We start from the raw sequence: 24,559 nt of genomic DNA, 5'->3' as shown, positions 1-24,559 counted from the left end.
TCTCCGCCAAAAGATCGGGGAAGCGCCAATGTCATCCAACCCGACGAGACCGCAGGAAACCAACGTTGCCGGCGATAGCGAGGAGCGCATCAAGCGTTTTCTCGCAACCGCCTCGCACGACCTGCAATCGCCGCTCCGTCATATCGCCATGTATGCCGAGCTGCTGCTCGACGATCTCGAGGAGACGCTGGACGGCGAACAGCTTCAGAGCCTCAGGATGATCATGGAAAAGGCGCAAGTCGCGCAGCGCCTCACCAAGGCATTGATGAGCCTTGCCGGCGGAACACCTCAGGTGACGCCTGAAGAGGTCGATCTGCAGGCGCTGGCCGAAAATGTCTGGGGCGAACTGACCGACGAGACGGCGACCCACGACGCGACGCTTGAGAGCCAAGGCCTGCCCTCCATCCGCACCGACCCTGCCCTGCTCGGCCTGGCGCTGAGGCATCTGCTGACCAATGCCCTCATCTATCGCAGCGAAGCGCCCCCGCATGTGGGCATTGCGGCGGAGCGAGAGGGGACCGATTGGTTGATCCGGATTTCCGACAATGGGATGGGCATCGATCCGGCTTATCGGGAGCGGATATTCGAGCCGTTCTGGAAATTGCCCAAGGAGGGAGCGGTCCAGGGCGCCGGTCTCGGATTGACGACGGCGCGGGAATTTCTAACAGCGCTTGGCGGCGATATCAGCCTTGAACATTCGGATGCAAGCGGCAGCCGCTTCGTCATCCGCCTTCCCATCGCTTGATCGTTAGATACTGTAGTCGTCCTTCCAAAAATCCGGGACGTCGTAGGTCACATATTCGCGGATGATGTGCTGCAGCGTCTGGGCATCGATTTCATCCTTGCCGATGCGGAAATCGACGCCGTAATTCGGGAATTCCTGGAAATAGCCGCCCGATATATCGGTCGAGACGACGCCGATCGGGCCGGTGTAACCGATGCCGCGCAATTCCGGTACCGTTTCGCGGAAATCGGCGTTCGGCAGGAGGCGGTTGTCGAGCAGGATCAGATCGAAACGCTCCAAGCGGATCTTTTCCAGCGCGTCACCGATCGATGGCGAATATTCAACCTCGACGGCCGGCTCGGAGAGATCGGCGATCTTCTTCTTGAGCGCACGGAATTCGATGAATTCGTCGTCGACAAAGAGAACTTTTACGGCGTTCCTTCGGCCCGTTTCGGTGATCATCGTCTCATTTCCCCAATCCCGAAACCACCGTCACGAAACCAAACCATTCCTCAAGGCGATCGCCACCATGTGAACGCGGTTGACAGCGTCAAGTTTGCGTGCGGCCGCGGTGATGTGCGAATTGACCGTGTGTTCGGAAAGACCGAGAATGATGGCGATCTCAGCCGACGTCTTGCCTTCGCTCGTCCATTTGACAATTTCCTGCTCGCGCTGGGTCAGCCGTCCGGACATTTCCTGCGTCAAGATTTCCTCATAAAGCTTGTCGAAAATGCGCATGGCGTCGAGAAGCATGTCGGCGACTTCGCTCTGATCCGGCTCCTGGCGCTCGCCGCTGAGCACGAGGCAATAGCGCCGCCCTTCCGGCGTAAACAGCGGGATGAACAAAAAGACGCCACTCCGGAACTCGTTGAAAACGAGATCGGAGCGATAGTCTTCCGGCTGTGCGCTTCTGCCATGAACCGGGGTTGCCAGAAACTGGGCGGACTTTGCCCGGACGGTCCCCAGCGCTTCCTTCAACGTCGTGATGAAAAGGCCGACACGCCGCTCGGCGACATTGGTGATGACGACATCGCGTTCAGCGAAAGGGGCCGAAGCCTCGGAGATGCGGGCCAGCGCGAAATGATCGAAGTTGTAGTGCTGCGCCGCCGACTTCAGCAGTCGGAAAAAATCGGTGCGATTGATCGCCCGGCTCAGTTCCGGTCCGGCGTGAAAGGGAATTGCCGGGGCATTATTCATTCCCACTCTTCCTCTCCTCCGCCAATACCTCCAATCCCGAAATCTTGGGATATACGTCTTTAACGCGAAGAGCTACAAAAATTGCGAGACGGTTGATGACGAATATCGAAAACGGGGACTTTCGATATCTAAGGCGGAAATCATCAATTATCTCAACGACAAGTGATGCACGGGCAGATTTTACTGAGGGCAGTAGTTCTTACCTGGGTATCGTATTCTTCCTGCATTCAACATCCATGAATGCGAGAAGGCAGTGCCAGACGTAAGCGCGAGAGAGCCGACAGGCCCATTCAGCTAAGGGGTTGGCTGATGTTCGTGGCGGCGAACGCGGGTTGATCGGTTCTCTCAACGCTTATTTTGCGTACCATTTCCTTCGCGTCGGTTGCATCTTGTGATGCGTCCTCGACCTTGTCAATTGCGGTTCGTCATATGGCTTGGACAAAGAATGGAGTATGGGTTACCGGGCGCTCGCCGTTTCCTACATCTCAAGATTGAGAAGAATCCTGGCGAGGTCAAGCGGCTTTTCCAGATAGGCATCGGCGCCGGCCTTAAGTGAGCGCGCACGATCCTCGGCAGCATCCGAGCCGCTGCAGACGGCAAGCCGCATCGCTTTGAAACGATCGTCCCGACGCAGCGTGCTCACCAAGGCAATGCCGCCGTCGAGCGGCATGTAGAGATCGGCGACCAGCAGCTCCGGCAGGGCCCAGCCTTCCGCCGCACGCTGTTCCAGCGCCGCCAGCGCCGTCTCGGCGGTCGAAAAACAGAATAGATCAACCTCTATCTGCTGCTTCCTGCGGATATAGTCGAGATAGAAGAGATCATCCCTGCTGTCATCGACGTAAATTATGGTAGGCATTCAGCACCATGATTTGGATATTGTTCGAATGAACTTCGCTGTCCTTCAACGTCACGATATCGCGGTTTCACGAAAATTCGATCCATCTTATCGAAAAATCATTTCGCAAAAAGCGCAGCACCGCCCTCCCCTGCCTATTGAGTATTCCTCGATTTCGGAAAAAATGGCCGCGCGAACCGAGGAGGACACGACGAGTGCAGGATAAGTCCAACGTGGACCTGCAGGACCAACGGAGGCGGTGGCGCTACCGTGGCTTCGCGATTGCGGTTGGCGGCCTGATGGTCCTGCTCGGAATGAGCGCCGTTGCCGGTTGGCTGCTGCAGATCACGGTGATCATTTCGCTGGTTCCCGGCTTTCCATCGATGGCCTTCAACACCGCGCTCTGCTTCGTGCTTTCCGGCGTGGGACTTGCCGCCTCGACGCTGGCTGTCCGTCGTTTTCGGATCGCGGCAACGATCATGGCAGGGTTTGCGGCGGCAATCGCCGCGGCCCGGCTCGTCGAAATCGCGACGCTCGGCCGGACCTTCCACAATGTCGACCTGCTGATCGCCCGCTTCGTCATCCCGCCCGATTTCATCGCGCAGATCGGCGGCGGCATGGGGCCGAACACGGCGTTGGTCTTCCTGATCGCCAATCTTTCGCTGCTGCTCTCTCTCCACGCGGTGAGGAAAAGCCAGGTGGTGCAGGAACTGACGAGCTACGTCGTCATCACCCTCGGCATGATCGCCCTGGCCAGCTATATCACCGATGCCGAACAGGGTTACCGCTGGGGGCCTTACGCGGCGATGGCGGTGCATACGGCGGTCGGCATCGTGATCTTCGGCTCGGGGCTTCTCGCCCGTTCCTGGTGGTTGCTGCCGGCAAACCGAGCGCAGATCCCGCTCTGGATCCCAGCTGCGGTTTGCTTCACCGGCCTTCTCGTCGATCTTTATACGCCGCTCGGTGTTGCGAACGGCATTCTCTATGTGCCGCTGGTGCTGACGGCGCTCTGGTTCGGTAACCGGAACGCGCCGCTTTTCTTCGCCTTTGCCTGCACCGTGCTGCTGATGCTCGGCTTTTTCGCCGTCAAGCACGACGAGGCAGCATTCTGGCAGGAGATCGCCAACCGCACGATCACGGCCGCGACGCTGTGGCTGATCGCGATCCTCATCTTTTATTTCATGCGCAACAATCACAACCTCGAAACCGAGCGGGTCCGTTTCGGCGCGCTGGTTCGCGGCACGCCCGATGCCGTCATCGTCATCGACGAGAGTGGAGCGATCAGGAGCTTCAACCCGGCGGCTGAAAGCATGTTTGGTTACTCCCCGCAGGAGACGATCGGCCGGAATATCAAGATGCTGATGCCCGAACCCTACCATTCCGAGCATGACGGCTATCTCGCCCATTACCGGCGGACCGGCGAGGAGCGTATCATCGGCAAGACGCGCATGGTCTCTGGACGGCGCAACAGCGGCATCGTCTTTCCGATCGACGTTTCCATCAGCGCCGTCGCCACCGGCGATACGAAGATCTTCGTCGGCATCGTGCGTGACATCAGCGAGCGCTCCCGGCAGGAAGAGCGGATGAAAACGACACTTGCCCAGCTCGAGGCCTATACGGCCGAACTCGAGCGCAGCAACCACGACCTCGACGAATTCGCCTATATTGCCTCGCATGATCTCAAGGAACCGCTGCGCGGCCTGCACAACCACTCGCGTTTTCTCCTCGAAGACTATGAGGACAAGCTCGACGACGATGGCGTGCGCCGACTGAACCGGCTGGTGCGCCTCAGCCAGCGCATGGAAAAACTCGTCAACGACCTGCTTTATTTCTCCCGGCTCGGACGGCAGCAGCTGGCGGTCAAACGCACCGATATCGGTCTGATCGTCAAGGATGTCGTTGCGACGATGGAACTCCTGCTGGAGGAGCGGCATGCCAAGGTCATTATCGACGGCCAGTTGCCTGATGTGGTCTGCGACGCGCCGCGGTTGACCGAGGTGTTCCGCAATCTCATCACCAATGCGATCAAATACAATGACAAGTCGGCACCGCTCGTTTCGATCGGCTATCTCGATCGGTTCGTAGGCGAGGACGGTACCGTTGCCCGCAACGTTTTTTTCGTCAGGGATAACGGCAAGGGCATACCCCAGGAATTCCATGAGGACATTTTTCGCATTTTCAAACGGCTGGAAAAGTCGCAGGATTCCGACGACGGCACCGGAGCAGGCCTCACCTTCGTCCGCAAGATCATCGCGCGGCACAACGGCGATATCTGGCTGGAATCCGAGGTCGGCGCCGGCACGACATTCTATTTTACTCTGGGAAAAAAGCGCGAGGGGCAGAATGCAGCAGCGTGACACGCAACCCATCCTGATCGTCGAGGACAGCGAAGACGATTTCGAAGCGACGATGCGCGCCTTCAAACGCACCAACCTGCGCAACTCGATCCGCTGGGCGGCCTCCGGCCAGGAAGCGCTCGACATGCTCGGCGCGATGGTGCCGAAACCGGGGCTGATCCTGCTTGATCTCAACATGCCAGGGCTTGACGGCCGCAAGACGCTGGAGGCGATCAAGTCGAACGCCGGCTGGCGCAAGATCCCGGTGGTCATCCTCACCACCTCCGACGACGAACGCGATATCGAAGGTTGCTATGCGCTCGGCGCCAATACCTATGTGCAGAAGCCGGTCGATCTCGACGGGCTCTTCGGGGCGATCCAGCGGCTGAAGGAATACTGGTTCGAAATCGCCATCCTGCCGCTCGAGGACTGACAGATTGGCGGAAAACTGCAGCATTCTCATCATCGACGACAATATCGACGATCGCGAGGCGTATCGCCGCATATTGGGCCGCGTCTCCAGTACCGCCTATTCCGTCCTGGAAGCGGAAACGGGTGAGGAGGGCCTTGCGCTGAACGGCCGGAAACGGCCGAACTGCATCCTGCTCGACTATTCGCTGCCGGGGCGCAACGGGCTCGGCGTTCTTGCCGATATCCTGGAGAACGATCCCGCCGCCAACGTCATCATGCTGACCGGCCAGGGCAACGAAACCGTTGCCGTCGAGGTGATGAAGAGCGGCGCGCGCGACTATCTGACGAAGGATTCGCTGTCGCCCGAAACACTGCATCGCTGCATCCAGAACGCCATCATGCACGGCATGCTGGAAGCACAGCTGGAGCAGAAGCGGCAATCGCTCGAGATCTTCACGCGCGCCATGGCCCATGATCTGAAGGAGCCGCTCCGGACGATCAAATCCTTCAGCCGCATCCTGCACGGTTCTGCAGCGCTTCCGGCTGAAGACCGGGAACTGCTCGATTACGTGCTCAGCGCCGCCGACCATATGGAAGATCTGATCGTCAAGGTGTCGGGTTTCACCAGACTCGAGGCCTCCGGCGGGCCAGTGCTGACGCCGGTCTCACTCTCTGATGTGCTCGATCAGGTGGAGAACAATCTGCGCCAGCAGACCGAAAGCCGCGGCGCCGTCATCATCCGCGGGGCGCTGCCGGAGGTTATGGGCGATGCGACGCTGCTGACCCAGCTGCTGCAGAATCTCGTGTCGAACGCCATCCGCTACTGCGAGCAGAAGGTTCCGGAGGTCACGATCTCGGGCGAAGCGCATGGCGATTTCTGTCGCCTCACCGTGCGTGACAACGGGCCGGGCATCGATCCTCAGCATCGCGAACTGATCTTCCAGCCATTCAAGCGCCTCGTCGGCCGCGGCATCGAGGGCACCGGGCTCGGCCTTGCCATCTGCCGCCGCATCGCACAGCTGCACGGCGGCTCGATCTGGTGCGAGGCGGAAAATGGGCCGGGCGCCACCTTCATTCTCGACGTGCCGCTCTCCGAGACGAGGCCCGCGCCGCCTGCTGTTTCGGCCATCCCGCACAACAGCAAGCCGGCGGAGCAGCCAGGCGAAGGTGCAGGCCGGCTCGCCGAAGTGCTGCTAGTGGAGGACAGCCCGGCCGACATCCAACTTCTGAAGATCAAGCTGATGCGGCGGGAGAAGGTGGATTTCCACCTGCATGTCGCCACCAACGGACGCGAGGCGATGCGGCTGCTCGAAGAACGCGCCGGTAGCGCCGATGTGCCGCAAATCGACCTGATGCTGCTCGACATCAACATGCCGATCATGGATGGCTTCGAGGTGCTGCGTGCGCTTTCCGCCGATATCCGCCTCAACCAGATTCCTGTCTGCATTCTCAGCACGTCAGGCGATGAGAGCGACCGACAGCGGGCCAGAAATCTCGGCGCGCGCGCCTATATGGTCAAGCCGCCGACCCTGCAGCAACTCGAAGAGGCACTCGAAGATGTCGAACATTTGGAGTTGCTGCAGCGCGGCGATTCGCTTGCGCTTTGTGCGGAACAAAACTAAGCGGTGGTCATTGGCAACGGTATGACCTTCGCAGCTCTCATACTCGCGCTCCTGACGACACCGCTTCAATCAGGACTGCTTCCGATGGTATCAGGTATACATCACGTGACGGCCGTCACCCGAAAGGTGCAGGCGAACGTGGACTTTTACGTCGGTTTTCTCGGCATGCGGCTCGTCAAGCAGACGGCCGGCTACGAGGACGCGACACAACTTCATCTCTTCTACGGCGACGCGGCAGGAACGCCGGGTTCGCTCCTCACCTTCCTCGCCTGGGAAGATGGCGCGCCAGGCCGGGCGGGCTTCGGCCAGATCAGTGAAATATCACTGTCGATCGACCCCGCCAGCATCGGCTACTGGCTGACGCGAGCCATGAGTTTCGGCCTGCGCTCGGAAGGGCCGGCCGCTGAATTCGGCGAGCCTGTGCTGCGGCTGAAGGATCCGGACAACATCATCCTCAAGCTCGCGGGCGCAAAGACCCTGGTGTCGCCGGCTGCCTGGGACCGCGCATCGATCCCGGTCGAACATGCCGTCCAGCGCGTGCGCGGGGTAACCATGCTGACCGAGAAGCCTGCCGAAAGCCGCAGCTTTCTCGAAAGCCATTTCGGTTACCGCTTGCAGGCGAGCCGCGGCACGATCGACAGGCTGATTTCGCAATCCGGCGACGTCATCGACGTGCGCGATGCGCGTGGCTTCTGGTCCGGCGCGCCGGGCACCGGCACGGTCGATCACGTCGCCTTCCGCGCCGCGGACGAGGAGACGCTGCTTTCCGTCCGCAACGCACTCGAGGCGACCGACGCCTCGCCGACCACCATGCACGACCGCAAGTATTTCCGCTCGCTCTATGCCCGCGAGCCCGGCGGCACGCTGATAGAACTGGCGACCGACAAGCCGGGCATGGCCGTTGACGAACAGCAGGCCGCCCTTGGGTCGAAGCTGTTCGCGCCGCCCGAAGCGATCACCAATCTCCACGACCTGAAGGTCATGCTGCCGCAATTTGCCATGCCCGGCCAACCGCGCATCAATTACCGCGAATTGCCATTCGTCCATCGCTTCTATACGCCGCCGGACCCCGACGGCAGCGTCTTCGTACTGCTGCACGGCTCCGGCGGCAATGAGACGACGCTGATGCCACTGTTGAACAAGGCGGCACCGCGTGCGACGCTGCTTGGCGTGCGCGGCCGCGCGACGGAGGAAGGCTTTCCGCGCTGGTACAAGCGCCTTACCCCCTTCTCCTTCGATCAGAACGACATCAAGACCGAGGCGGAGGCCTTCGCTGCCTTTATCGAGGGTGCCGTCAAATCCTACGGGCTCGATCCTCAGAAAGTCGTCTATGTCGGCTATTCCAATGGCGCCAACCTATTGAATTCGCTGCTCTACCTGCACCCGAACCTGGTTCACAAGGCAGTGCTGCTGCGCTCCATGCCGGTTCTCAGCGACTATCCGCATGCCGATCTCAAAGGCACCGACCTGCTCGTCATCAGCGGCAAGACCGATGCCTACGGCAAATATGCCAACGAGTTGGAAGCGCGGCTGAAGAGTTCGGGCGCCACCGTCGATTCCGACGTCATTCCCGGCGGCCACGATCTCGGCGATGCCGACGTGCCGATCATCCAGAAATGGCTGCTGCAGGAGAATCGCTGAGCGTCGTTTCCGAAAACGGCTAAACCTGAACGCGAGAAGCGCGGGCAACCATGATGCCGGCGAGCACGACGGCAGCGCCGAGCGCCTGCATCGTCCCGATTGCCTCGTTCAACAGTGCCCAGGCAAGGATTGCCGCGACGACCGGCTGCAACAGCAGCGTCAAAGAGGAAAAGGCCGGCGGCAGATAGGCCAGCGCGTAGGTGATCGCCACCTGTCCGCCGGCGTGGCTGATAAAGGCAAGACCGAAGAGGATCGACCAGCCATAGACGGTCGCGGGCAGCATCTGACCTTCGTAAAAGAAGCCGATCGGGAAGATGAAAATGGCAGCGGACGCCGTGCTCCACAGCATGATTCTGATCGTATCGAACCGGCTCCGCAGCCTGCCGATCGCCAGGATGTAGCAGGCGTAGAAGAAGGCAGCGATCATCGCGATGCCATCGCCGCTGAGATCGCCATTGCCGATGGCTGCCGGTCCGCCCTTCAGAACGACGACGCCTGCCAGCGCCAGGGCAAGCCCGAACAGGAAAACGCCGCTGATCCTCGCCCCGAAAAAGACGAAGGCGATCACCGTGACGAAGACCGGTGCGAGGTTGGCCAGCAGCGTCGCATTGGCAACCGAGGTCATGGTGAGCGAAAGGTGCCAGGCGGCGAGGTCGAGCGACAGCATGGCGCCCGGAAGGATCAGCATGCCGTAATCGGAAAGGCTCTGCGGCTTCGGGCCTGCATCCTTTTTCATGAGCGAAACGATGAAGATCGCGATCAGCGCCAGCGCTACGCGCCAGAAGGCCGTGGCCATCGGTCCGACTTCGGACAGCCGGACGAAGATCGGCGAGCCGCCGATCGCTGCCCCGCCCAGAATGAGGGCGGCGAGGGCGAGGCGATTGGAAGGCGAGGCTTCGGAAAGGGTGGAGGCAGCCTGCGACATGATCTTGATGCTTCTTCTAAGCCACCCGGATGCCCGGCGGCGGGACAATACCGCGAGGAACTATCAGAAGTCGGTCGTCGGCGACAGCCAAGGAGCGACAGATCGATCGAAAATCAGAGCGGATGGATGTTTTTAGAGGTTGCCCGCAGCTTGACGGCGATCTCGGACGCGACGAAGAAGGCATGCTCGGTCACCTGCGGCAGGCCCATCAACTCGCCGAATGTACCCCGCGCCAGCGGGCCGGAGATCAGCAGCGAAGGATCGCCCGTTCCCGACGGGCCGATTGCCTCAGAACGCTCGGTGCAGGCAAGGCCGAGGCCGGTTGGATCGAGCGACAGGTGGCCGCTTGTCGCAAGGGCTGCAAGCCAAGGCTGGGTGTCAAGGATGCCGCCATGGGCCGGGCCGGTGGTGACGATGACGGCGTCATAGCACCGCTCCAGCGGCAGGCGCTGATGACGCGGCTGCAGGGCGCACAGAATGAGTTGGCCTTCGATGCGTGCATCCGCGACCGAACCGGCCAGGATGTCGAGGCGGCCCGCGGCAATCGCGGCGTCGAGCACAGCCTCGACCTGCGGCGCGATGCGGAAACGGTGCACATCCCAATAGGGACGCAGATGGCGGACAAGACGGCGTCGCTCAGTGTCCGGCAGCGCCTGCCAGAGATCGTGTCCCTGCGCCCGCACCTGATCGATGACGCCGTGCCAACTAATGCCCTCAGCCTTCGCCGCTTTTATGGCGGCGCGGATCCTTGCCAGCAGCGAGCCGGCAGAATGTGCCGCATCCACGACGAAGTCGCCAAAGAGCGGCTGCGGCACCGGCGCGTGCCCGCGCGAACGCAGACCGCGGCGCGAGATCGCGGACACCGGACCGTCATGTCCGCGCTCAGCAAGCGAGGCGATGACATCGGCGGCCGTCAGGCCGTTGCCGATGACCAGTACCCGGTCATGCGGGCGGATCACCTCGAGCGCGCCCGGCTTCGTGGTATCGGCGACGAAACGGGGATGGGCCGCAAGCCGGCTCGCCAACCGGCCGGGGGCTGCGGGCGGCGGATGGCTGGTGGCGATCGCGACGATATCGGCCTCGGTCACGCCGCCCTTATCATCGCGGATGATCCAGCGGCCGGCACGGCGCTCGACACCGGTGACCGCCGCCCGGCAATGACGCACGCGACCGTCTTTCACGAGCGGCTTCAGCAGGGAGGCGACATAATCTCCGAACAGCCGGCGCCGCGGGAAGAGCGAGCCATCGGGCTGTCTGGCCTGAGGGTCGCCGGCGACGGCGTCGCGGGCTTCGATCCAGGCCTCGAATTCGCCCTGGTCGTCGGGCTGCAGGCTCATCTTGGCGGCCGGGACATTGATGCGGTGGGCGGGATCGGCCGTGTCGTAGGCAAGGCCGCGGCCGAGTTCGGCGCGCGGCTCGAAGACCAGGATGACGGGAGGCTCGCCGTAGTTCGCCCGGGCGAGGTGATAGGCGACGCCGGCGCCGGAGACGCCGCCACCGATGATAGCGACGACGGGCCGTTCGGACTTCGGGAAAGGCTTAGACTGCATGGTGGCCGGATCATCGCTTTCGATGCCCAAGCATAGAAGCCGGGCATGGGTCGCGCAATCCTCCCCGGCAATTGTCTATCAATATTGTGTAGATTCAGTCTATGCCGATATCGTCGTCGAAAAATCGGGGTTGCCGCGGATCGTGTTGCTCACCGTGCAGATTTCATCCTCGGCTGCATGGACGATCTTCTGCCGGGTTTCTTCGTCGATGTCGCCCTTGATCGAGAAGGCGATATTGAACCTGGTAACACGCGAAAGACCTTCCGTCGCCTTCTCGCCGCTGACCTCGGCAGTGATCTCGCCGATCTTGTCGAGAACACCCATCTGGCTGGCGGCCATGCGGGCGCTAAGCACGAGGCAGGCCGAGAGCGAGGCATAGAGCAGATCGAGCGGATTGAAGCCCGGCTGCGAGGGCGAGGTGACGATATCGATCTCACCCCCGGTGGCGGAGGTGACATGCGGAAAACCGGTGCGGCCGAGAACGGCGGTGGCGCCGGTCGGACGGGGACGGGCCTTAAGATCGACCATGATGAAATCCTTTTGACGAACGCTTGCAGATGGCAATTTCCGCCCGGCGCCGCAACGGGCAAGGGCCGCCCGGCGGTTTCGGAACCTTTGCATTCCCTATCAGTTGATTACACCTGAACGAAATCAGCGACAAAGGTGAATTGCGATGCCTGATGTCCGTAGCGTGGACCGTCAAAGCGGGCGCATGGACGCGCGCGATCGGCTGATCGTTGCGCTCTATGCGCAGCTGAAAGCCGAGCGGGAAACGCGCGAAACGCTGGAATGGGCGATCCGCAACGGCGCCGTCTCGAAGGAAGTGCTTGAAGCGATCGCTGCCGATCCGGTTCCTGTCGTCACCAGCGAGGATATCGCTTCGCTGGAGAAGATCATCGCCCTCGACGAGCGGCGCAAACCAAATCGGAACTAGGCGCAATTCCAGCAAAGTGTGCAGTGGTTTGCATTCGGAATTGCGTGAAAACGAAAAGAGAGGAGATCCGAAATGGCCGATATCACCTATCAGGTCGTGCCGCACGACAATGGCTGGGCCTATAAGCTCGGAGACACGCTTTCGGAAACCTATGCAACGGCCGATGAGGCGATAGTCCATGCCAAAGACGCCGCGTCACGCCAGAAGATCGGCGATGGCGACGCGCTGCTCGCCTATCCCGCGGCCGATGGCGGCGGCTGGGCATTTCAGGAAATCGAAACCGATAAGAGCAACAGTCGGCTCTGATTTGCAGCGAGGATGGAATGGCCGCGCGGGCAGGCTGGAAAGGTCATCTGAAAGTGGGTGACCTTGCCTGTGCCGTCGGGCTTTACACCGCCATTTCCTCCTCCGACCGCGTCTCCTTCAACATCATCAACCGCAGGACCGGCCATCGGGTGGAGCGGCAATTCGTCGACGGCGAGACCGGCAAACCGGTCGAGCGCGACGAACAGGTCAAGGGCTAACCGCCGGAGAATGGCGATTACATCGTCATCGAGGGCGACGCGTGCCTTAAACCCGTCGCGAGACAATTTCTCTTTGGCTACTGAATGGACAGTCAAACGACGCGACATCATGACGTGATTTTATCGGCTGGATTCGCGGAATGAGTTCGCTTAAAGTCGCGCCGCATAGCGAAGTGAGACGTGCCGCTTCAACAGGCTTGGGCCACTGGGCAGGTTTGCCCTGGCTGTATCGCCCGCCGGAACGGGCAGTTTGCGAAACTAGGACGACGTTATCGAAACGCCCAAACGAATTCGTTCTTCGCGAGCGGAAGCCGAGGAATGCAGAAAATCAGTTCCTGGCTCCGTTCAATCGAATACCGGCATGCCTTGATCGTGGCGAACAGCCGGAGTTTTCCAGATTGATCTATGTGAGCCTTTGATGACGATAGAAGATGCAACTTTAGCAAGACACCACTATCCGGCGGGCTACCACCGGCAGTCTGTGCCCCGGTGGCGGGTCAGACGCGATGTGCTGGCAAAACTTGTTCTTACAATAGCATTTTATGCTGCTCTTTGGCGGGCCACAAGCATGTGGTACGGCCTGCCCGCAAACTTCGAAGACGGCGCATTTGTCGATCCACTTCCGATGAAGCTCTTGCTCTACAGCCTTATTCCTTTGTCGGGCTTGTATTTTCTGTTGGAGCAAAAGCAGTTCCTGCGGGTCTTTTCAAGGATTTCACCGTTCATCGTCGTTGTTGGCATTTCGTGCCTGACATCAATAGTCTTCTCCATCGACAAGGCCGCGTCCTTAAAAGGATTGGCCGCGGTCATCGTTCTCGCAATCCCACCTCTTCTGTACCGTGCGCGCTACGGCAACGTCGAAGCGTTCCGGATACTCGGGCGTTTTGCGATAGCGGCGGCATTTATCAACGTTCTCTACACAGTCGCTTTCCCACAATTCGCCATCATGCGTGGCAGCTATGCGGGCATGGTCAAAGGTGCTTTTTATCATAAGAACACGTTGGGACAGTTTTGCTCGGTCAGCTTTGTCTGCCTGTTATCGACGGAAAAGCTCGGCCGGCTTCGTTACAGCACCCTGATACGCTGGGCTGCGATGCTTTGCCTTCTTGCCTTGATTGTGGCAACGAAGTCCTCGACAGCAGTCGTCTTGACGATGTTCGGCAGCATGATGCTGTACGGCGTTCGCATTATTCACATCTACCCGAACCGTCTTTTTCGTTCCTTCGTCGTTTTCCTGTTGTTCGTGATCGTCGGCTTCGGCGCCAGCTTCGTTTATCTCGGGGTGGCCTCGGCAGTTGCAGAAGCATTCGGCAAAGACATTACTTTCTCAGGCCGCACCAACATCTGGGAACAGCTATTGCCATTGATATGGGATAAGCCCCTAACCGGTTATGGCTTTGCGATGTTTCGTCAGCCCGAGGTCATGGAGCAATATGTCAAGGTTACCTTCGATGCCCGCTCGACCCACAACACCTATCTTGAGTTAGCGCTGAATATCGGCATTCCAGGCATTGCCGCATGGAGTTTGTTTTTGCTGACCCGCCTGTTCAGGAAGATGACCATCGTCGACGCCGATCCGGCCGAATCCGGCGCCAGGCGAAAGGAGATTGCCATCATCATCCTCATCATGCTTGGAGCCATGACCGAGGCAGGCATGATGCTGGCACCGTTCATTCTCTGGCCCCACATGGTCATGGCGCTCTCCGAACTGCGTCCCAGGTTGCGGACAAACCGGAATCTACACCAGCCCTGAGCCTGAGGGAAGGGCTCGACGTCTGGCGCGCCTCCCGGATGGCTTGTATGGCGTTGGCACGCGCCCCAGTTCCAGCGCTGCCAGCGATAGGTCGATCTAGATCGAGAGATAGCGCTTCTGCCAAGGCAGCCTATGCTCCTGCCATGCGCGCGGCGTGAAGTCGTCATAGGCCGTCTCGGCGATCGCCAGCATCCAATTCTGCGCCTTGCGGGCCAGCAGCACGCAGGACAATTCCATGCCAGGCGCAACGGTGACGGAAGGCCGGTTGGCGCCTGGAATATCGATCCCCTTGTCCCGCCACTGGATGCGGATCTCATCGGGCTCGGATGACCATTGGCCAGACGAAACGGACGCTTTTCCGTCGGGCTTGAAGGCAAGCGGCGGCGGGGTGACGTTCAGGAAGCTGCCGTCATTGAAATAATTGCCATCGATATCACCCGCAGTCGCTTTGCCCTTTCCCTTCAAAACGATATCCTGCTCGCAGCGCAGGAATATGTTGCGCCGGAAGCTCCCGGACCACGGACGGTTGGCGAAGAATGCGATGTCGCATTGGCTGATGACGTTGTCGTGGATATCAATGTCTTTGCGAAATGCCTGTTCCTGATCCGAAAAACCGCTCAGGCTGACGCCGCGATTGGTGTTCTCGATCCAGTTGTCATAGACGTGGTGGCCGGCGTGGTCGGCCTTGTCGCCGATGCCGTAGCCGAAGGAATAGTCATTCATCCTGCCGTCGCGCATGATGTTGCTGCGGACGACGGCTTCGTCGCCGATCGACGAAAAGGAAAAATTCTTGCCGCCGATGAAGTTGTATTCGACAAGGTATCGTCTTGTTTTGTCGCAGACCAGTGCACCCTTGTTGGATGTGCTCGTCGGCGACTGAAGGAAGAGGTTGCCGCGGATCGTGACATCGGAGCTGATATTGTCGTCGCTGTTTTGATAGGCAAACTGGCAACAATCTGCGCCCTCGCCCGGCGCCTCGCCCATGCGGTTGTTCTCCAGCAACACATGCGCCGTCTTCGTGAGATAGATGCCGTCGCCCCTGACATTCTCCGTTTCGCATCGCCTGACGGTGAGATTTTGACCGTTGTGAAATTTGAAGCCGCGAGGCGAATTCTTGACGATCACGTCCTCCACCACCGTATCGGAAAACACCTGATAGGCGACGCCGATATCGTCAGCCCCGTCGATGACCTGTCCCCTTGTCGCGGCGCCGTGAATTTTCTTTCGCAGGATGGCGGGCATGGCATTTCCCTTCGATAGCGGTGCAGCGGGGATTTAAGCAGATGAGGTGTGGCGGATGTTTGAATATTCGGAAATCATCTACTCCCGATCACATCCTGTGTCAGCTTACGAAGCGCCCATCCCGGAGAAACGACATTCACGACGCGATAACCGTTTCCGGACAGGAAGACGGCGAGCTTCTCCATGCTTTTCTTCGTCCGGGCAATCCCGTGAAAAAGGATGGCTGTGTCGTTCATCATCTGTCCGCTAAACCGGCCGCTGTCGATCAATGCCGAATAGCCATAAATTCGAATGGCTTCGTTGTGGCGTACGAATTCCTTAAATCGGAGTCGATTTAAGGATAAGTTGTGCGGCATTCAAAGTGCTACAGCATATGAAAAGACGTTTGCGCTGTCGAGAAAGAGAAATGCGAGCACGTGACGACCAGCATCAGACATATCGCTAAACTCGCAGGAACGTCAGTCTCGTCGGTCTCGCGTGTGCTCAACAACAGCGGTTACGCCTCGCCCGAGCTCAGGGACCGCGTCGAGGCGGCAATCCGAACACTGAACTACACACCCAGCAAGGGTGCCCGTATGCTGCGCGGTGCACCAAGCCGGATGATCGGACTGATGCTGCCGTCGATTGACGTGCCGTTCTTCGGCATCCTCGCCCATGCCATCGAACAGGAATTGTTTGAGCACGGCTATCAGACGCTGATCTGCAGCACGGCGGAAAATATCAATCACGAGGCACGCTATATTTCGATGCTGCTCGCCCAGCGCGTCGATGGCGTCATCGTCGCAAGCGCATTCGGCAGCATCGAGCATTTCGGGGCGCTGCGGGACGCGCGCATCCCGATCATCGCCATTGACCGCGAGCTGAAGGGCATCGCCGACGACGCGGTGATGGCCGATCATGAGGACGGCGGGCGGCTGATGGCGCGCCATCTCATCGGCCACGGCCACCGGGCGATCGCCATCGTCGGGGCGCCGGCACACAGCCAGCCGATCCAGCTGCGCCTTCAAGGCATCACGGCGGAAATGGCGAAAGACGGCATCACGCCTGCCGCCGTGGCGATGGCGGAAGAGCACAGCTTTGCCGAGACCTACCGGCTGGCGCGAGAATTGCTGGCGTCTCGACCGGAGGTCACCGCGATCATCGGCACCACCGACGTTTCCGCGATTGCCGCAATTCATGCGATCCAGGATCGCGGATTTTCCGTTCCGAACGATTATTCGGTCGTCGGTTTCGACGACCTGCCAGAGGCGGCCTACGTCTTTCCACGGCTGACAACGGTCGCGCAGCCGATCCGCAACGTCGGGCAGCAGGCAGCACGGCTGCTGGAAGCGCTGATCGGGGACCAGCAAACAGGGGGCGGATCTCGACAGGGGGCGATCGTCAAAGTGCCGGTCACGCTGATCGCGCGCGATTCCACCGGCCCCGTCCGCAGCGGAAAAAACCAGCTTTAGGGCCGGACGATGACCTTGATCTCGCCTGGCAATGGCGCGTTGCCCACCACGTCGGCGACCTCCTCGAGACCTATGGTTTTGGTGACCAATGCATCCAGTTCCAATGCCCCGCTTGCCACCAGTGCCGCGGCGCGCGAATGGGTGAAGGGGTTGAGGTAGGCCGGCCTTATGTCGACTTCATTGATCAGAAGATCGAAGGGCAGAACCGGCACCTCGACACCTGTCGGCGTCACCCCGAAAAGCACAAAGGTACCACCGCGCCGCGCCATCCTCAGGCCGCTTTGCAGAGTTTCGCTCACGCCGGCGCACTCGATGACCACGTCTGCGCCGACTTTGGTGATCTCCCGAACACAAGCGATTGTGTCCGAAGAGGTCGGGTCGAAGGCGTGGGTGGCCCCCAGGCGCAGAGCGGTTTGGCGTCTCGTTTGTTGGCGCGTGATCAAAATGACCTTGCCTGACCCAGCCATGCGAGCCAGTTGCACCATCAAGAGGCCAATCACGCCCCCGCCGAGGATAGCGACGCTGTCGCCCGGACGAATCCTTGCCTTGTCGATGGCGTGGATACAGCAGGCCAGCGGTTCGCAGAAGGCGCCGTGAACGGGATCGAGGCCGGCCGGCAACAGGAATGCCTGCGCGTGCGGCACCGCCACGTATTCCGCAAAGCCGCCATCCCGTGTCACGCCGATGGCGGTCAAGCTCTCGCACAGGTTCGGCCGCGCTTGCGCACAAGCCGGACAGGTGCCGCAGGCGATATTCGGGTCGACCGTCACCAACTCGCCGCCAGTAAACCGGGCGACTTCATTGCCAATCTCTTCGACTATGCCGCAAAATTCGTGGCCCATGGTGACGGGGATAGAAGTCGGGTATTCGCCCTTGTACATGTGTCGGTCGGAACCGCATATGCCTGCCGCCGCGACCCGGACCAGCAGCTCGCCAGGTCCGGCAACCGGTTTGTCAACGCTGCGCATGGTCAAAGACCCGATCGACTCCAAGCGTACAGCCCTCATTCCACTCCTCCAGACCTCAACTTCGATTGCTTCGCAGTGACCAAGCCATCCCCGGCACGGCTCAAGCGCTCAGCTCATGACGTTGCCGCCATCGACATTGTAGCATTGCGCCACGATATATGCTGCATCAGGCCCGGCCAGGAAGGCTGCCATGGCAGCCTGTTCCGCAGCGGCGCCAAATCGTCCGGCGGGGACGGCGGCGGCCACGCGAGCCTTCACCTCGCCGGGTTTCAAACCTTCCCGGCTGCCGAGTTTTGCATCGACGACGTCCCACATCGGCGTATCGACGACGCCGGGAGCGATGGCGTTGACGTTGATCCCGTAACGGATCAGCTCCAGAGCGCAGCTTTGCGTGATGCTGATGACGGCCGCCTTGGAAGCGCAGTAAGCCACCGCCGGTCCTTCGCCCCGACGTCCAGCCTGAGACGAGAAGTTGATGATGCGCCCACCTTCTCCTCTCTCCACCATGTGCCGGGCAACGGCCTGTGTCATGAAAATCAGGCCTTCGATATTGACCTGAAACACCTTCGCGGTTCGCTCCCGGGTTATTTCCAGAATAGACTCGACGTCGTAAATGCCTGCGGCGTTGACCAGGATGTCGATCTTGCCGGCGGCGGCGATGGAAAAGCGCAGGGCTTCTTCGATGCTGTCCTGGCTGGTCACATCAAGTGCTAAACCCCAGGCATCAGCGCCGATCGTCTCGGCCACCCGCGCGCAGCGTCCACCGTCGAGATCCGCGACGACAACCTTGGCGCCGTCAGCGGCGAAGCGTTCGCATACCGCTTTGCCAATACCGCTGGCGCCTCCGGTGACCAATGCCACCTTGCCGGAGAGCCGCGCGTTTTCTGTATATGTCATCGCGCTGCCTCCCCGATCGTCGCTAAACCGGCAAAGTCGCCATGCACGGCGGCCATTATGCATCGCTTCATGTTTGCTCCTCCCTTTTTGACTGGACGCTCGTCGGAGCCGCCCTCTGCCGGGGCGACGCCTATCGGCTAGGCCGGGTTAGGCTCCTTCGCCTCCCGCAGCAGAACAGACATGTCGGGGATACCGTCGGTGGCCGTCGCACCCGTCAGGCAACGCGCAGCAGCAGCATGGGCGACGGCGCAGATATGCTCGACAGGCCAGTTCTCATGCAGGCCGTAGAGCACGGCGGCACAGAAGGCGTCTCCCGCGCCGACAGTACTGACGATGTCATTGGGATCGACGGGTCGTGAACGCGTCATGATCGGGGAGGCGCCGGGCGCGAACCAGAGACAGATTTCCGGCGCGTGGATGATCGCTCCCTTCGTGACGCCCGCGGCAAGCAGGCGCTCGCCCGCCTTCAAAAGCCCCGCCTCGATCAAATCTCCGTTCGCATCGCGAACGATAGTGCCGGTTGCCCGACCCGCCTCCATCTCGTTGATGATCAGGAAGTCGCAGAAGGGCAGAGCGACGCCGACCTTGGCTGCAAATTCCGGGTCTTCACTCGAGACGAAATCGACGCAAGTCGTAAGCCCAGCGCGGCGTGCGGCTTCGAGCAGGCGCGAGGCGCCCGAAAGACCGTCGGCCCCTATTCGGTCGAGACCCGGCAACAGCATGAGATAACCGAGGTAGAACAGCCGATAGCCGGCTTCGGCGAAGGTCGCGGGTGAGATGCGCTTGTCCGTGACGGCATCGTTGGCGCCGCCATGATAAAAGAAGGTCCGGTTCTGACCGGGCACATTCATCACATGCGTATGCGCCGTCACCCGGTCGGCAAGCGCTGTGAGACCATCGACATCGACGCCGGCCACTGCAAGCCTGGATTTGACGATCTCTCCGTCCGGATCGGCGCCGATGCATCCCGCCGCCGCCAGTCTTCCGGGAAATCCAAGCGAGGCAAGATCGGTGACGACATTGGCAGCCCCGCCCCCAACGCCCAGATCCTGGTGCAGGATATGCGCAAGATTGCCCTGTTCTGGCCAATAGGACAGGGTGTGGACGCGATCGACAATGAAATTTCCGGCGCAAACGATGCCGCCCTGCTTGCGACTGTCGCGCTGGTGAACCTCCTCCCCGGTTCGCATCAGCAGACCCCTTCGTTCCACAAGGGCCTGAGCGGCGGCTCGTCTTCCTCGATCGCGGCAAAGCGCCCGATCGGCTCCAAAAAGAAATTATCGCTGTTGTCGTCGTTGACCTGGCTGACCTCGCCGACAAGGACAGGTCCGCCGCCTTTCCTGCCGTAAAAGCGGTGGTAAAGCCCGGTGCGGATGGTCACGCTCTGGCCAGGTCGAAGAACCAGCGGCTCCCATGCAGCGAGCCGGCGCGGCAGCCCGTCGACCGGAACCGTCACATCATCCTTCAGCAGATGGCCATCGGTATCGGTGGCGGCGAATTCGATGACGAGATCGCCGCCGGCGCGATTGATGATGTCTTCCATCTTGGCTGCATGACGGTGTGTCGGCGTGAGCTGCCCTTCCTCGACGAAGAGCAGCTTTTCGGCATAGGTCCGTTCACCCTCGACATCAACGATGCCATTGCGCAGGCAAAACAGCACGAGGCCGCATTCGGCAAATCGGTTCGAGCCGAAATCGGTGACATCCCACCCGAGTTGATGGGCGCGCAAATAGGCCGATGCCTCGGGATGAAGGGCAAAATCCGCCGCTGTCCAATAGCCCCATGCCGGCAAGGACCAGTGCCAACGTTTAAGGGTCGCGATTGCTCGCTGCAACGCGGCATTGATCTCGGAGCGCTGCATCAGAGGGACGCCCCCTCATACTCGACCGGCACGACGACGTCCTCACGGCCGGATTTCAGAGCTGCCGTCAGGACCGCATGATGCGCCTGCGCCTCCGCCGGCGTCGCACAGCCGAACCCGTTCGCATTGCCTCCGGCAAGCTCGTCGAGGAAGGCCGCCCACATCTGCTGGATGGCGTCGGCAAAACCGAATTCGAAGATCTTGCCGGTTATGGCTGGAAACAGCGAGCCGTATCCGAGATCCTCGGTGCTCCAAGCCTGCGCGCCGCCGTTGTAATCCATCCACTGCCACTGACGCGGCGACTTGGTGCTGAAGAATGCGCTTTTCTTCATGCCGAGAACGCGGATGTACCAGGTGTTGGATTCGCCGGGCGCGATGCGCCAGGTTTTCAGCACCATCGGGAAATCCTGATTCCCGGCGCTCACGCGGCTGCTGATCGTCGCATTGTCCCAGGTGGTGCAGGGCAGCATGCCGCCCTTGCCGTCCGGACGTTCGGTGACCTTTTTGACCAATTGCGCATGCAGGGTCGTCGGTCGCCAGCCGAGACGCAGCGGCACGTGCAGCACATGCATGCCGAGATCACCCATGCAACCATAGTCGCCGTTGATCTCGGCCATGCGCTTCCAGTTGATCGGCTTTTGCCGGTCGATATCCGAAGAGTGCAGGAAACCTGCCTCGACTTCGATTATGTCCCCCATCTCGCCGCTCTTTGCGAGGGCGATGACCTTCTGTGCGCCGGGAAAGAACGGCATTTCCGACGAACAGCGGACCAGGAGTTCGGGGTGCTCGGCGAGAACCGCCATGATCTCCCGGTTCTGAGCCGCGTCCATGCCGAAGGGCTTTTCGCCGAGAAGATGCTTTCCGGCCTTCAGCACGTCGACATAGAATTGCTGGTGCAGCACATGCGGCAGAGCACAATAGACTGCATCGACCTCGGGATTGGCCAGAAGCTCCTTATAGTCGGCGGTGACCTGGCGAACGGTCGGCACATGATCCCTGAACCAGTCGAGCAGCGTCGCATTGGTATCGCAGACGGCGACAATTTCCGGTCGCGCCTTCACATCGGCCAGATGCAGCCAGCGCGCCGCGGCACTCGCGAACTCGCGCCCCATCAGACCGCAGCCGATGACGCCGAAGCGGAATATTTTCGTCATGACATGTCCTCCCAGACGCGTCAGCCAAGATGCAGCGAGGCTTGCTCGAAGGAAGCCTTGTCATGGACGATCGCCATCAAGGCCTGCGTCATGCCGCCGGGATTCTTGTGTTGAATGACGTTGCGGCCATAGACGATGCCACGGGCGCCCTGCTCCATCAACTGCTTGGTGCGGGTCAGGATTTCCTGATCCGTAACGCGGCCGCCGCCGCGCACCAGCACCGGCAGGCCCTGGGCGATCTCGACCACACGGTGATATTCCTCGACATTGTCGCATGGGTCGGCCTTGATGATATCAGCGCCGAGTTCGGCCGCCTGGCGCACAAGCGGCAGGATCTTGTCGATCGCACCATCGACCATATAGGCGCCCTTGGAATTGTCCTGCATGACGAGCGGCTCGACCATCAGCGGCATGCCGTAGATCTCACATTGGCGCTTCAAGCTGTTCACATTGCGCACACAGGCACGATAGACTTCCGGCTGGTCCGGCAGCATCAAAAGATTGACGACGACACAGGCAGCATCCAAGGCAACGCCCTGTTCCACCGGCCTGTCGATCATTTCGGAAAACAATTGAGATGGCAGGGGATTGCCATAGATATTTGCGATGTCGGTGCGCAGCACCAGCGCCGGGCGATGCTTGCCGGGAATGGCCTGCAGAATGGGTGCGGTCCCCGGCGGAAGCTGAATGGCATCCGGCGCCGCCTGCGCGATCACCTCGATGGCTGTCTTCATATTCTCGATGCCGGCAAGGAATGTTCGTTCATTGAACATGCCGTGATCGATAGCGACGTCAAAACAATTTCCGGACACGCCGAAAAGTCGGTTCAACCGTGCGGACTTCATCAAGCTCCTCCCTGATATGGCAACGTTTCCACATTCAAATAAATCGGGCAGGAATGCGAGTCAACAAGATGTGGTAACGTTTCCATACCCGCTGATTATCGCGCCAGGCAGTTTTCCAATTCGGACGAGGCGCTGCTCGCGCCTCGTCCCGAAAGCGCTACCAGCAGGTGAACCCAGCATCGACGTTGACGATGGCGCCGGTCATCAGGCTGGCAGCGCCTGAGGCGAGGAAGAGGACCGCGCTTGCGACCTCCTCCGGCGTTCCCATCCTGCCCATCGGCGTGTCGGCGAGCCAGATTGGAATCCGCTCGCGATTGGCTTCGACGGCCACCACCATCGGTGTCTCGATGTAGGTGGGCGCGACGGCGTTTACCCTGATGCCATGCTGCGCCCATTCGGCGGCCAACGAGCGCGTGAGGTGATGGACTGCCGCCTTGGAGACGTTGTAGGCCGTCTGCGGCTGCGGCCGGTTGCAGATGTGCCCCGACATCGAGCCGAGGTTGACGATGGCGCCCCGCTTCATCGAGATCATGTGACGACCGAAGGCGCGCGAGCACCAGAAGACGCCGTTCAGATTGACGTCCATCATGCGCAGCCAATCGGCATCGGTGAGATCCTCCGCCGCGATGCCGTTCTGACCGATCCCGGCATTGTTGACGAGGATCGTCGCCGGCCGGGCTCCGCCGGCAAGCTCATTGGCGATTACATCCATTCGGCCGGCGTCGGTGACGTCGCCCACCCGGACTTCGATATCGTACCCCTTATCGCGCAACGCAAGCGCTTGCTGGGCGTCGGCCTCGCTGCGTTCGATGACGACGACAGCGGCGCCTGCCTCCGCCAGCGCCTCGGTGCAGCACAGCCCGATCGCACGCCCTCCCCCCGTGACCACCGCACGTTCACCGTCGAGGCGAAATTTCTCCTGGTAGCTCATATCAGGCTCCTTCAGATGTCGAATGCGCTTGGAAGTACCACGATATCGCGGATGGTGACGTTGCGCGGCCGGGTCAGCATGAAGATGATCGCGTCGGCGACCTCCTTGGGTTCGATCAAAGCTCCGGCCTCCTTGGCCTTGCGAAGATTTTCCTCCGGCCAATCCGCGAGCAAAGCGCTGATCACCGGCCCGGGAGACACCGACCCCACGCGAATGCCATTTTTCAGAAGCTGGCGTCGCATCGTCTGGACGAAGCAGGTCATCGCCCACTTCGATGACGAATATACCGGTTCCCATGGGATAGCCGAATGTCCAGCGACGGAGCTGGTGATGACAATGTCGCCAGTGCCCCGTTCGATCATGTGAGGAATGACATTGTGAACGTTCTTGATGACGACATTCACATTGAGATTGAGCATCCGATCTATGGTGTCGAGGTCAGTTTCGGTCAGGTCTCCGCCGATATAGGTCCCTGCATTGGCATGCAGAATATCGAGTTTGCCCGTCTTCGACAGGACACCCTCGAGCAGTCCCGCACACTCGTTCGGATTCAGCAGATTGATCACGAGCGGAATAGCGCGCTCGCCAAGCCGGCTGCAAACCGTCTCAAGGGCCTTCTCATCCCGGTCCACCAACACGACCGTCGCGCCTGCGGCGAGCATCGCCTCCGTCGAGGCCAATCCTATGCCGGACGCTGCGCCCGTGACCGCCGCGATCTTCCCGTTCAATTCCTGCATCGATTTCTCCTCCTGCTTGAT

24 protein-coding genes and 2 pseudogenes are annotated in these 24,559 nt (G+C 60.5%); 10 read left to right on the top strand and 16 right to left on the bottom strand.

From position 1 onward, the window contains the following. Window positions 1–28: 28 nt before the first annotated feature. A complete protein-coding gene (locus tag J3O30_RS03525) occupies window positions 29–745 on the top strand; it encodes an ATP-binding protein (RefSeq protein ID WP_207582906.1) in 717 nt (238 codons plus the stop codon). Window positions 746–748: 3 nt separating this feature from the next. Here the strand turns inward: J3O30_RS03525 and J3O30_RS03520 are convergent, their stop codons facing one another. The 3 genes from J3O30_RS03520 to J3O30_RS03510 all read right to left on the bottom strand — a co-directional run bounded on the left by J3O30_RS03520 (window position 749) and on the right by J3O30_RS03510 (window position 2,777). Continuing rightward, complete coding sequence (locus J3O30_RS03520) at window positions 749–1,186, bottom strand: response regulator (RefSeq protein ID WP_207582905.1); 438 nt, start codon at window positions 1,184–1,186, stop codon at window positions 749–751. Between the two features lie 30 nt (window positions 1,187–1,216). Then, window positions 1,217–1,921, bottom strand: a complete 705-nt coding sequence (locus tag J3O30_RS03515) for a LuxR C-terminal-related transcriptional regulator (protein ID WP_207582904.1) — start codon at window positions 1,919–1,921, stop codon at window positions 1,217–1,219. 478 nt (window positions 1,922–2,399) lie between these two features. Further along, the gene (locus J3O30_RS03510; protein ID WP_207582903.1) at window positions 2,400–2,777 is read right to left on the bottom strand and encodes a response regulator; all 378 of its coding nucleotides are present in this window, start codon (window positions 2,775–2,777) and stop codon (window positions 2,400–2,402) included. Between the two features lie 194 nt (window positions 2,778–2,971). Between J3O30_RS03510 and J3O30_RS03505 the strand changes: the two genes are divergently transcribed. Genes J3O30_RS03505 through J3O30_RS03490 form a run of 4 tightly spaced genes read left to right on the top strand, consistent with a single transcriptional unit; the run spans window position 2,972 to window position 8,766 of the window. Further along, window positions 2,972–5,113 (top strand): PAS domain-containing sensor histidine kinase, encoded by a 2,142-nt coding sequence (locus J3O30_RS03505; RefSeq protein ID WP_207582902.1) that lies wholly within the window; start codon window positions 2,972–2,974, stop codon window positions 5,111–5,113. Next, complete coding sequence (locus J3O30_RS03500; protein ID WP_007633372.1) at window positions 5,100–5,525, top strand: response regulator; 426 nt, start codon at window positions 5,100–5,102, stop codon at window positions 5,523–5,525. The genes J3O30_RS03505 and J3O30_RS03500 overlap by 14 nt, the downstream gene beginning before the upstream one ends. A 4-nt stretch (window positions 5,526–5,529) precedes the next feature. Next, window positions 5,530–7,125 (top strand): response regulator, encoded by a 1,596-nt coding sequence (locus tag J3O30_RS03495; protein WP_207582901.1) that lies wholly within the window; start codon window positions 5,530–5,532, stop codon window positions 7,123–7,125. A gap of 21 nt (window positions 7,126–7,146) precedes the next feature. Further along, window positions 7,147–8,766 (top strand): VOC family protein, encoded by a 1,620-nt coding sequence (locus tag J3O30_RS03490; protein ID WP_207582900.1) that lies wholly within the window; start codon window positions 7,147–7,149, stop codon window positions 8,764–8,766. Window positions 8,767–8,785: 19 nt separating this feature from the next. Here the strand turns inward: J3O30_RS03490 and J3O30_RS03485 are convergent, their stop codons facing one another. The 3 genes from J3O30_RS03485 to J3O30_RS03475 all read right to left on the bottom strand — a co-directional run bounded on the left by J3O30_RS03485 (window position 8,786) and on the right by J3O30_RS03475 (window position 11,769). Beyond that, window positions 8,786–9,691 (bottom strand): DMT family transporter, encoded by a 906-nt coding sequence (locus J3O30_RS03485; protein ID WP_207582899.1) that lies wholly within the window; start codon window positions 9,689–9,691, stop codon window positions 8,786–8,788. A 113-nt stretch (window positions 9,692–9,804) separates the two neighbouring features. Next, window positions 9,805–11,241, bottom strand: coding sequence for an FAD/NAD(P)-binding protein (locus tag J3O30_RS03480; RefSeq protein WP_207582898.1), 1,437 nt, complete (start codon window positions 11,239–11,241; stop codon window positions 9,805–9,807). Window positions 11,242–11,340: 99 nt separating this feature from the next. After that, complete coding sequence (locus tag J3O30_RS03475; protein WP_207582897.1) at window positions 11,341–11,769, bottom strand: OsmC family protein; 429 nt, start codon at window positions 11,767–11,769, stop codon at window positions 11,341–11,343. Window positions 11,770–11,914: 145 nt separating this feature from the next. On the opposite strand from J3O30_RS03475, the gene J3O30_RS03470 reads away from it, so the two are divergent. The 4 genes and pseudogenes from J3O30_RS03470 (at window position 11,915) to J3O30_RS03455 (ending at window position 14,452) form a co-directional block, all read left to right on the top strand. Continuing rightward, the gene (locus J3O30_RS03470) at window positions 11,915–12,175 is read left to right on the top strand and encodes a hypothetical protein (protein ID WP_207582896.1); all 261 of its coding nucleotides are present in this window, start codon (window positions 11,915–11,917) and stop codon (window positions 12,173–12,175) included. Window positions 12,176–12,247: 72 nt separating this feature from the next. Then, window positions 12,248–12,481, top strand: a complete 234-nt coding sequence (locus J3O30_RS03465; protein WP_207582895.1) for a DUF2188 domain-containing protein — start codon at window positions 12,248–12,250, stop codon at window positions 12,479–12,481. Window positions 12,482–12,498: 17 nt separating this feature from the next. Beyond that, a pseudogene (locus J3O30_RS03460) lies at window positions 12,499–12,696 on the top strand (Ku protein); the annotation flags it as partial. Window positions 12,697–13,117: 421 nt separating this feature from the next. Further along, window positions 13,118–14,452, top strand: a complete 1,335-nt coding sequence (locus J3O30_RS03455) for an O-antigen ligase family protein (RefSeq protein WP_207582894.1) — start codon at window positions 13,118–13,120, stop codon at window positions 14,450–14,452. A gap of 96 nt (window positions 14,453–14,548) precedes the next feature. On the opposite strand, the gene J3O30_RS03450 is transcribed toward J3O30_RS03455, so the two are convergent. Together J3O30_RS03450 and J3O30_RS33065 are read right to left on the bottom strand one after the other, a co-directional pair. Continuing rightward, window positions 14,549–15,694: a right-handed parallel beta-helix repeat-containing protein gene (locus J3O30_RS03450; protein WP_207582893.1), complete on the bottom strand. Its 1,146-nt coding sequence runs from the start codon at window positions 15,692–15,694 to the stop codon at window positions 14,549–14,551. A 131-nt stretch (window positions 15,695–15,825) separates the two neighbouring features. Further along, a pseudogene (locus J3O30_RS33065) lies at window positions 15,826–15,930 on the bottom strand (lipase); the annotation flags it as partial. 180 nt (window positions 15,931–16,110) lie between these two features. On the opposite strand from J3O30_RS33065, the gene J3O30_RS03445 reads away from it, so the two are divergent. Next, on the top strand, window positions 16,111–17,145 hold the full coding sequence (locus J3O30_RS03445; RefSeq protein WP_207582892.1) for a LacI family DNA-binding transcriptional regulator: 1,035 nt from the start codon (window positions 16,111–16,113) through the stop codon (window positions 17,143–17,145). Here the strand turns inward: J3O30_RS03445 and J3O30_RS03440 are convergent. The 8 genes from J3O30_RS03440 to J3O30_RS03405 form a co-directional block, all read right to left on the bottom strand. Then, window positions 17,142–18,152 carry a zinc-dependent alcohol dehydrogenase family protein gene (locus J3O30_RS03440; RefSeq protein WP_207582891.1) on the bottom strand — a complete coding sequence of 337 codons (1,011 nt, stop codon included), beginning with the start codon at window positions 18,150–18,152 and terminating at the stop codon, window positions 17,142–17,144. The two genes, J3O30_RS03445 and J3O30_RS03440, sit on opposite strands and share 4 nt — an antisense overlap. A gap of 69 nt (window positions 18,153–18,221) precedes the next feature. Next, window positions 18,222–19,010, bottom strand: coding sequence for an L-iditol 2-dehydrogenase (locus tag J3O30_RS03435; protein WP_207584252.1), 789 nt, complete (start codon window positions 19,008–19,010; stop codon window positions 18,222–18,224). A gap of 137 nt (window positions 19,011–19,147) precedes the next feature. After that, the gene (locus tag J3O30_RS03430; protein ID WP_207582890.1) at window positions 19,148–20,200 is read right to left on the bottom strand and encodes a carbohydrate kinase family protein; all 1,053 of its coding nucleotides are present in this window, start codon (window positions 20,198–20,200) and stop codon (window positions 19,148–19,150) included. Beyond that, on the bottom strand, window positions 20,200–20,871 hold the full coding sequence (locus tag J3O30_RS03425; RefSeq protein WP_207582889.1) for a D-lyxose/D-mannose family sugar isomerase: 672 nt from the start codon (window positions 20,869–20,871) through the stop codon (window positions 20,200–20,202). The genes J3O30_RS03430 and J3O30_RS03425 overlap by 1 nt, the downstream gene beginning before the upstream one ends. Then, window positions 20,871–22,025 (bottom strand): Gfo/Idh/MocA family oxidoreductase, encoded by a 1,155-nt coding sequence (locus J3O30_RS03420; RefSeq protein ID WP_207582888.1) that lies wholly within the window; start codon window positions 22,023–22,025, stop codon window positions 20,871–20,873. The genes J3O30_RS03425 and J3O30_RS03420 overlap by 1 nt, the downstream gene beginning before the upstream one ends. A 20-nt stretch (window positions 22,026–22,045) precedes the next feature. Continuing rightward, window positions 22,046–22,870 carry an aldolase gene (locus J3O30_RS03415; protein ID WP_207582887.1) on the bottom strand — a complete coding sequence of 275 codons (825 nt, stop codon included), beginning with the start codon at window positions 22,868–22,870 and terminating at the stop codon, window positions 22,046–22,048. A 157-nt stretch (window positions 22,871–23,027) separates the two neighbouring features. Beyond that, complete coding sequence (locus J3O30_RS03410) at window positions 23,028–23,801, bottom strand: SDR family oxidoreductase (RefSeq protein WP_207582886.1); 774 nt, start codon at window positions 23,799–23,801, stop codon at window positions 23,028–23,030. Window positions 23,802–23,812: 11 nt separating this feature from the next. Then, complete coding sequence (locus tag J3O30_RS03405) at window positions 23,813–24,538, bottom strand: SDR family oxidoreductase (RefSeq protein WP_207582885.1); 726 nt, start codon at window positions 24,536–24,538, stop codon at window positions 23,813–23,815. Between the last annotated feature and the right edge of the window lie 21 nt (window positions 24,539–24,559).

The sequence above is a fragment of the Rhizobium sp. NZLR1 genome, from assembly GCF_017357385.1.
In the GTDB taxonomy this organism is placed as follows: domain Bacteria; phylum Pseudomonadota; class Alphaproteobacteria; order Rhizobiales; family Rhizobiaceae; genus Rhizobium.
The sequence above is the reverse complement of the archived record's forward strand: the minus strand, read 5'-3'. Positions and strand labels throughout refer to the sequence as shown.

Coding starts and splice junctions, on each gene's coding strand:
- J3O30_RS03525 (WP_207582906.1), top strand. CDS start 29: ATGTCATCCAACCCGACGAGACCGCAGGAAACCAACGTTGCCGGCGAT.
- J3O30_RS03520 (WP_207582905.1), bottom strand. CDS start 1,186: ATGATCACCGAAACGGGCCGAAGGAACGCCGTAAAAGTTCTCTTTGTC.
- J3O30_RS03515 (WP_207582904.1), bottom strand. CDS start 1,921: ATGAATAATGCCCCGGCAATTCCCTTTCACGCCGGACCGGAACTGAGC.
- J3O30_RS03510 (WP_207582903.1), bottom strand. CDS start 2,777: ATGCCTACCATAATTTACGTCGATGACAGCAGGGATGATCTCTTCTAT.
- J3O30_RS03500 (WP_007633372.1), top strand. CDS start 5,100: ATGCAGCAGCGTGACACGCAACCCATCCTGATCGTCGAGGACAGCGAA.
- J3O30_RS03490 (WP_207582900.1), top strand. CDS start 7,147: ATGACCTTCGCAGCTCTCATACTCGCGCTCCTGACGACACCGCTTCAA.
- J3O30_RS03485 (WP_207582899.1), bottom strand. CDS start 9,691: ATGTCGCAGGCTGCCTCCACCCTTTCCGAAGCCTCGCCTTCCAATCGC.
- J3O30_RS03480 (WP_207582898.1), bottom strand. CDS start 11,241: ATGCAGTCTAAGCCTTTCCCGAAGTCCGAACGGCCCGTCGTCGCTATC.
- J3O30_RS03475 (WP_207582897.1), bottom strand. CDS start 11,769: ATGGTCGATCTTAAGGCCCGTCCCCGTCCGACCGGCGCCACCGCCGTT.
- J3O30_RS03470 (WP_207582896.1), top strand. CDS start 11,915: ATGCCTGATGTCCGTAGCGTGGACCGTCAAAGCGGGCGCATGGACGCG.
- J3O30_RS03465 (WP_207582895.1), top strand. CDS start 12,248: ATGGCCGATATCACCTATCAGGTCGTGCCGCACGACAATGGCTGGGCC.
- J3O30_RS03455 (WP_207582894.1), top strand. CDS start 13,118: ATGACGATAGAAGATGCAACTTTAGCAAGACACCACTATCCGGCGGGC.
- J3O30_RS03450 (WP_207582893.1), bottom strand. CDS start 15,694: ATGCCCGCCATCCTGCGAAAGAAAATTCACGGCGCCGCGACAAGGGGA.
- J3O30_RS03440 (WP_207582891.1), bottom strand. CDS start 18,152: ATGAGGGCTGTACGCTTGGAGTCGATCGGGTCTTTGACCATGCGCAGC.
- J3O30_RS03435 (WP_207584252.1), bottom strand. CDS start 19,010: ATGACATATACAGAAAACGCGCGGCTCTCCGGCAAGGTGGCATTGGTC.
- J3O30_RS03430 (WP_207582890.1), bottom strand. CDS start 20,200: ATGCGAACCGGGGAGGAGGTTCACCAGCGCGACAGTCGCAAGCAGGGC.
- J3O30_RS03425 (WP_207582889.1), bottom strand. CDS start 20,871: ATGCAGCGCTCCGAGATCAATGCCGCGTTGCAGCGAGCAATCGCGACC.
- J3O30_RS03420 (WP_207582888.1), bottom strand. CDS start 22,025: ATGACGAAAATATTCCGCTTCGGCGTCATCGGCTGCGGTCTGATGGGG.
- J3O30_RS03415 (WP_207582887.1), bottom strand. CDS start 22,870: ATGAAGTCCGCACGGTTGAACCGACTTTTCGGCGTGTCCGGAAATTGT.
- J3O30_RS03410 (WP_207582886.1), bottom strand. CDS start 23,801: ATGAGCTACCAGGAGAAATTTCGCCTCGACGGTGAACGTGCGGTGGTC.
- J3O30_RS03405 (WP_207582885.1), bottom strand. CDS start 24,538: ATGCAGGAATTGAACGGGAAGATCGCGGCGGTCACGGGCGCAGCGTCC.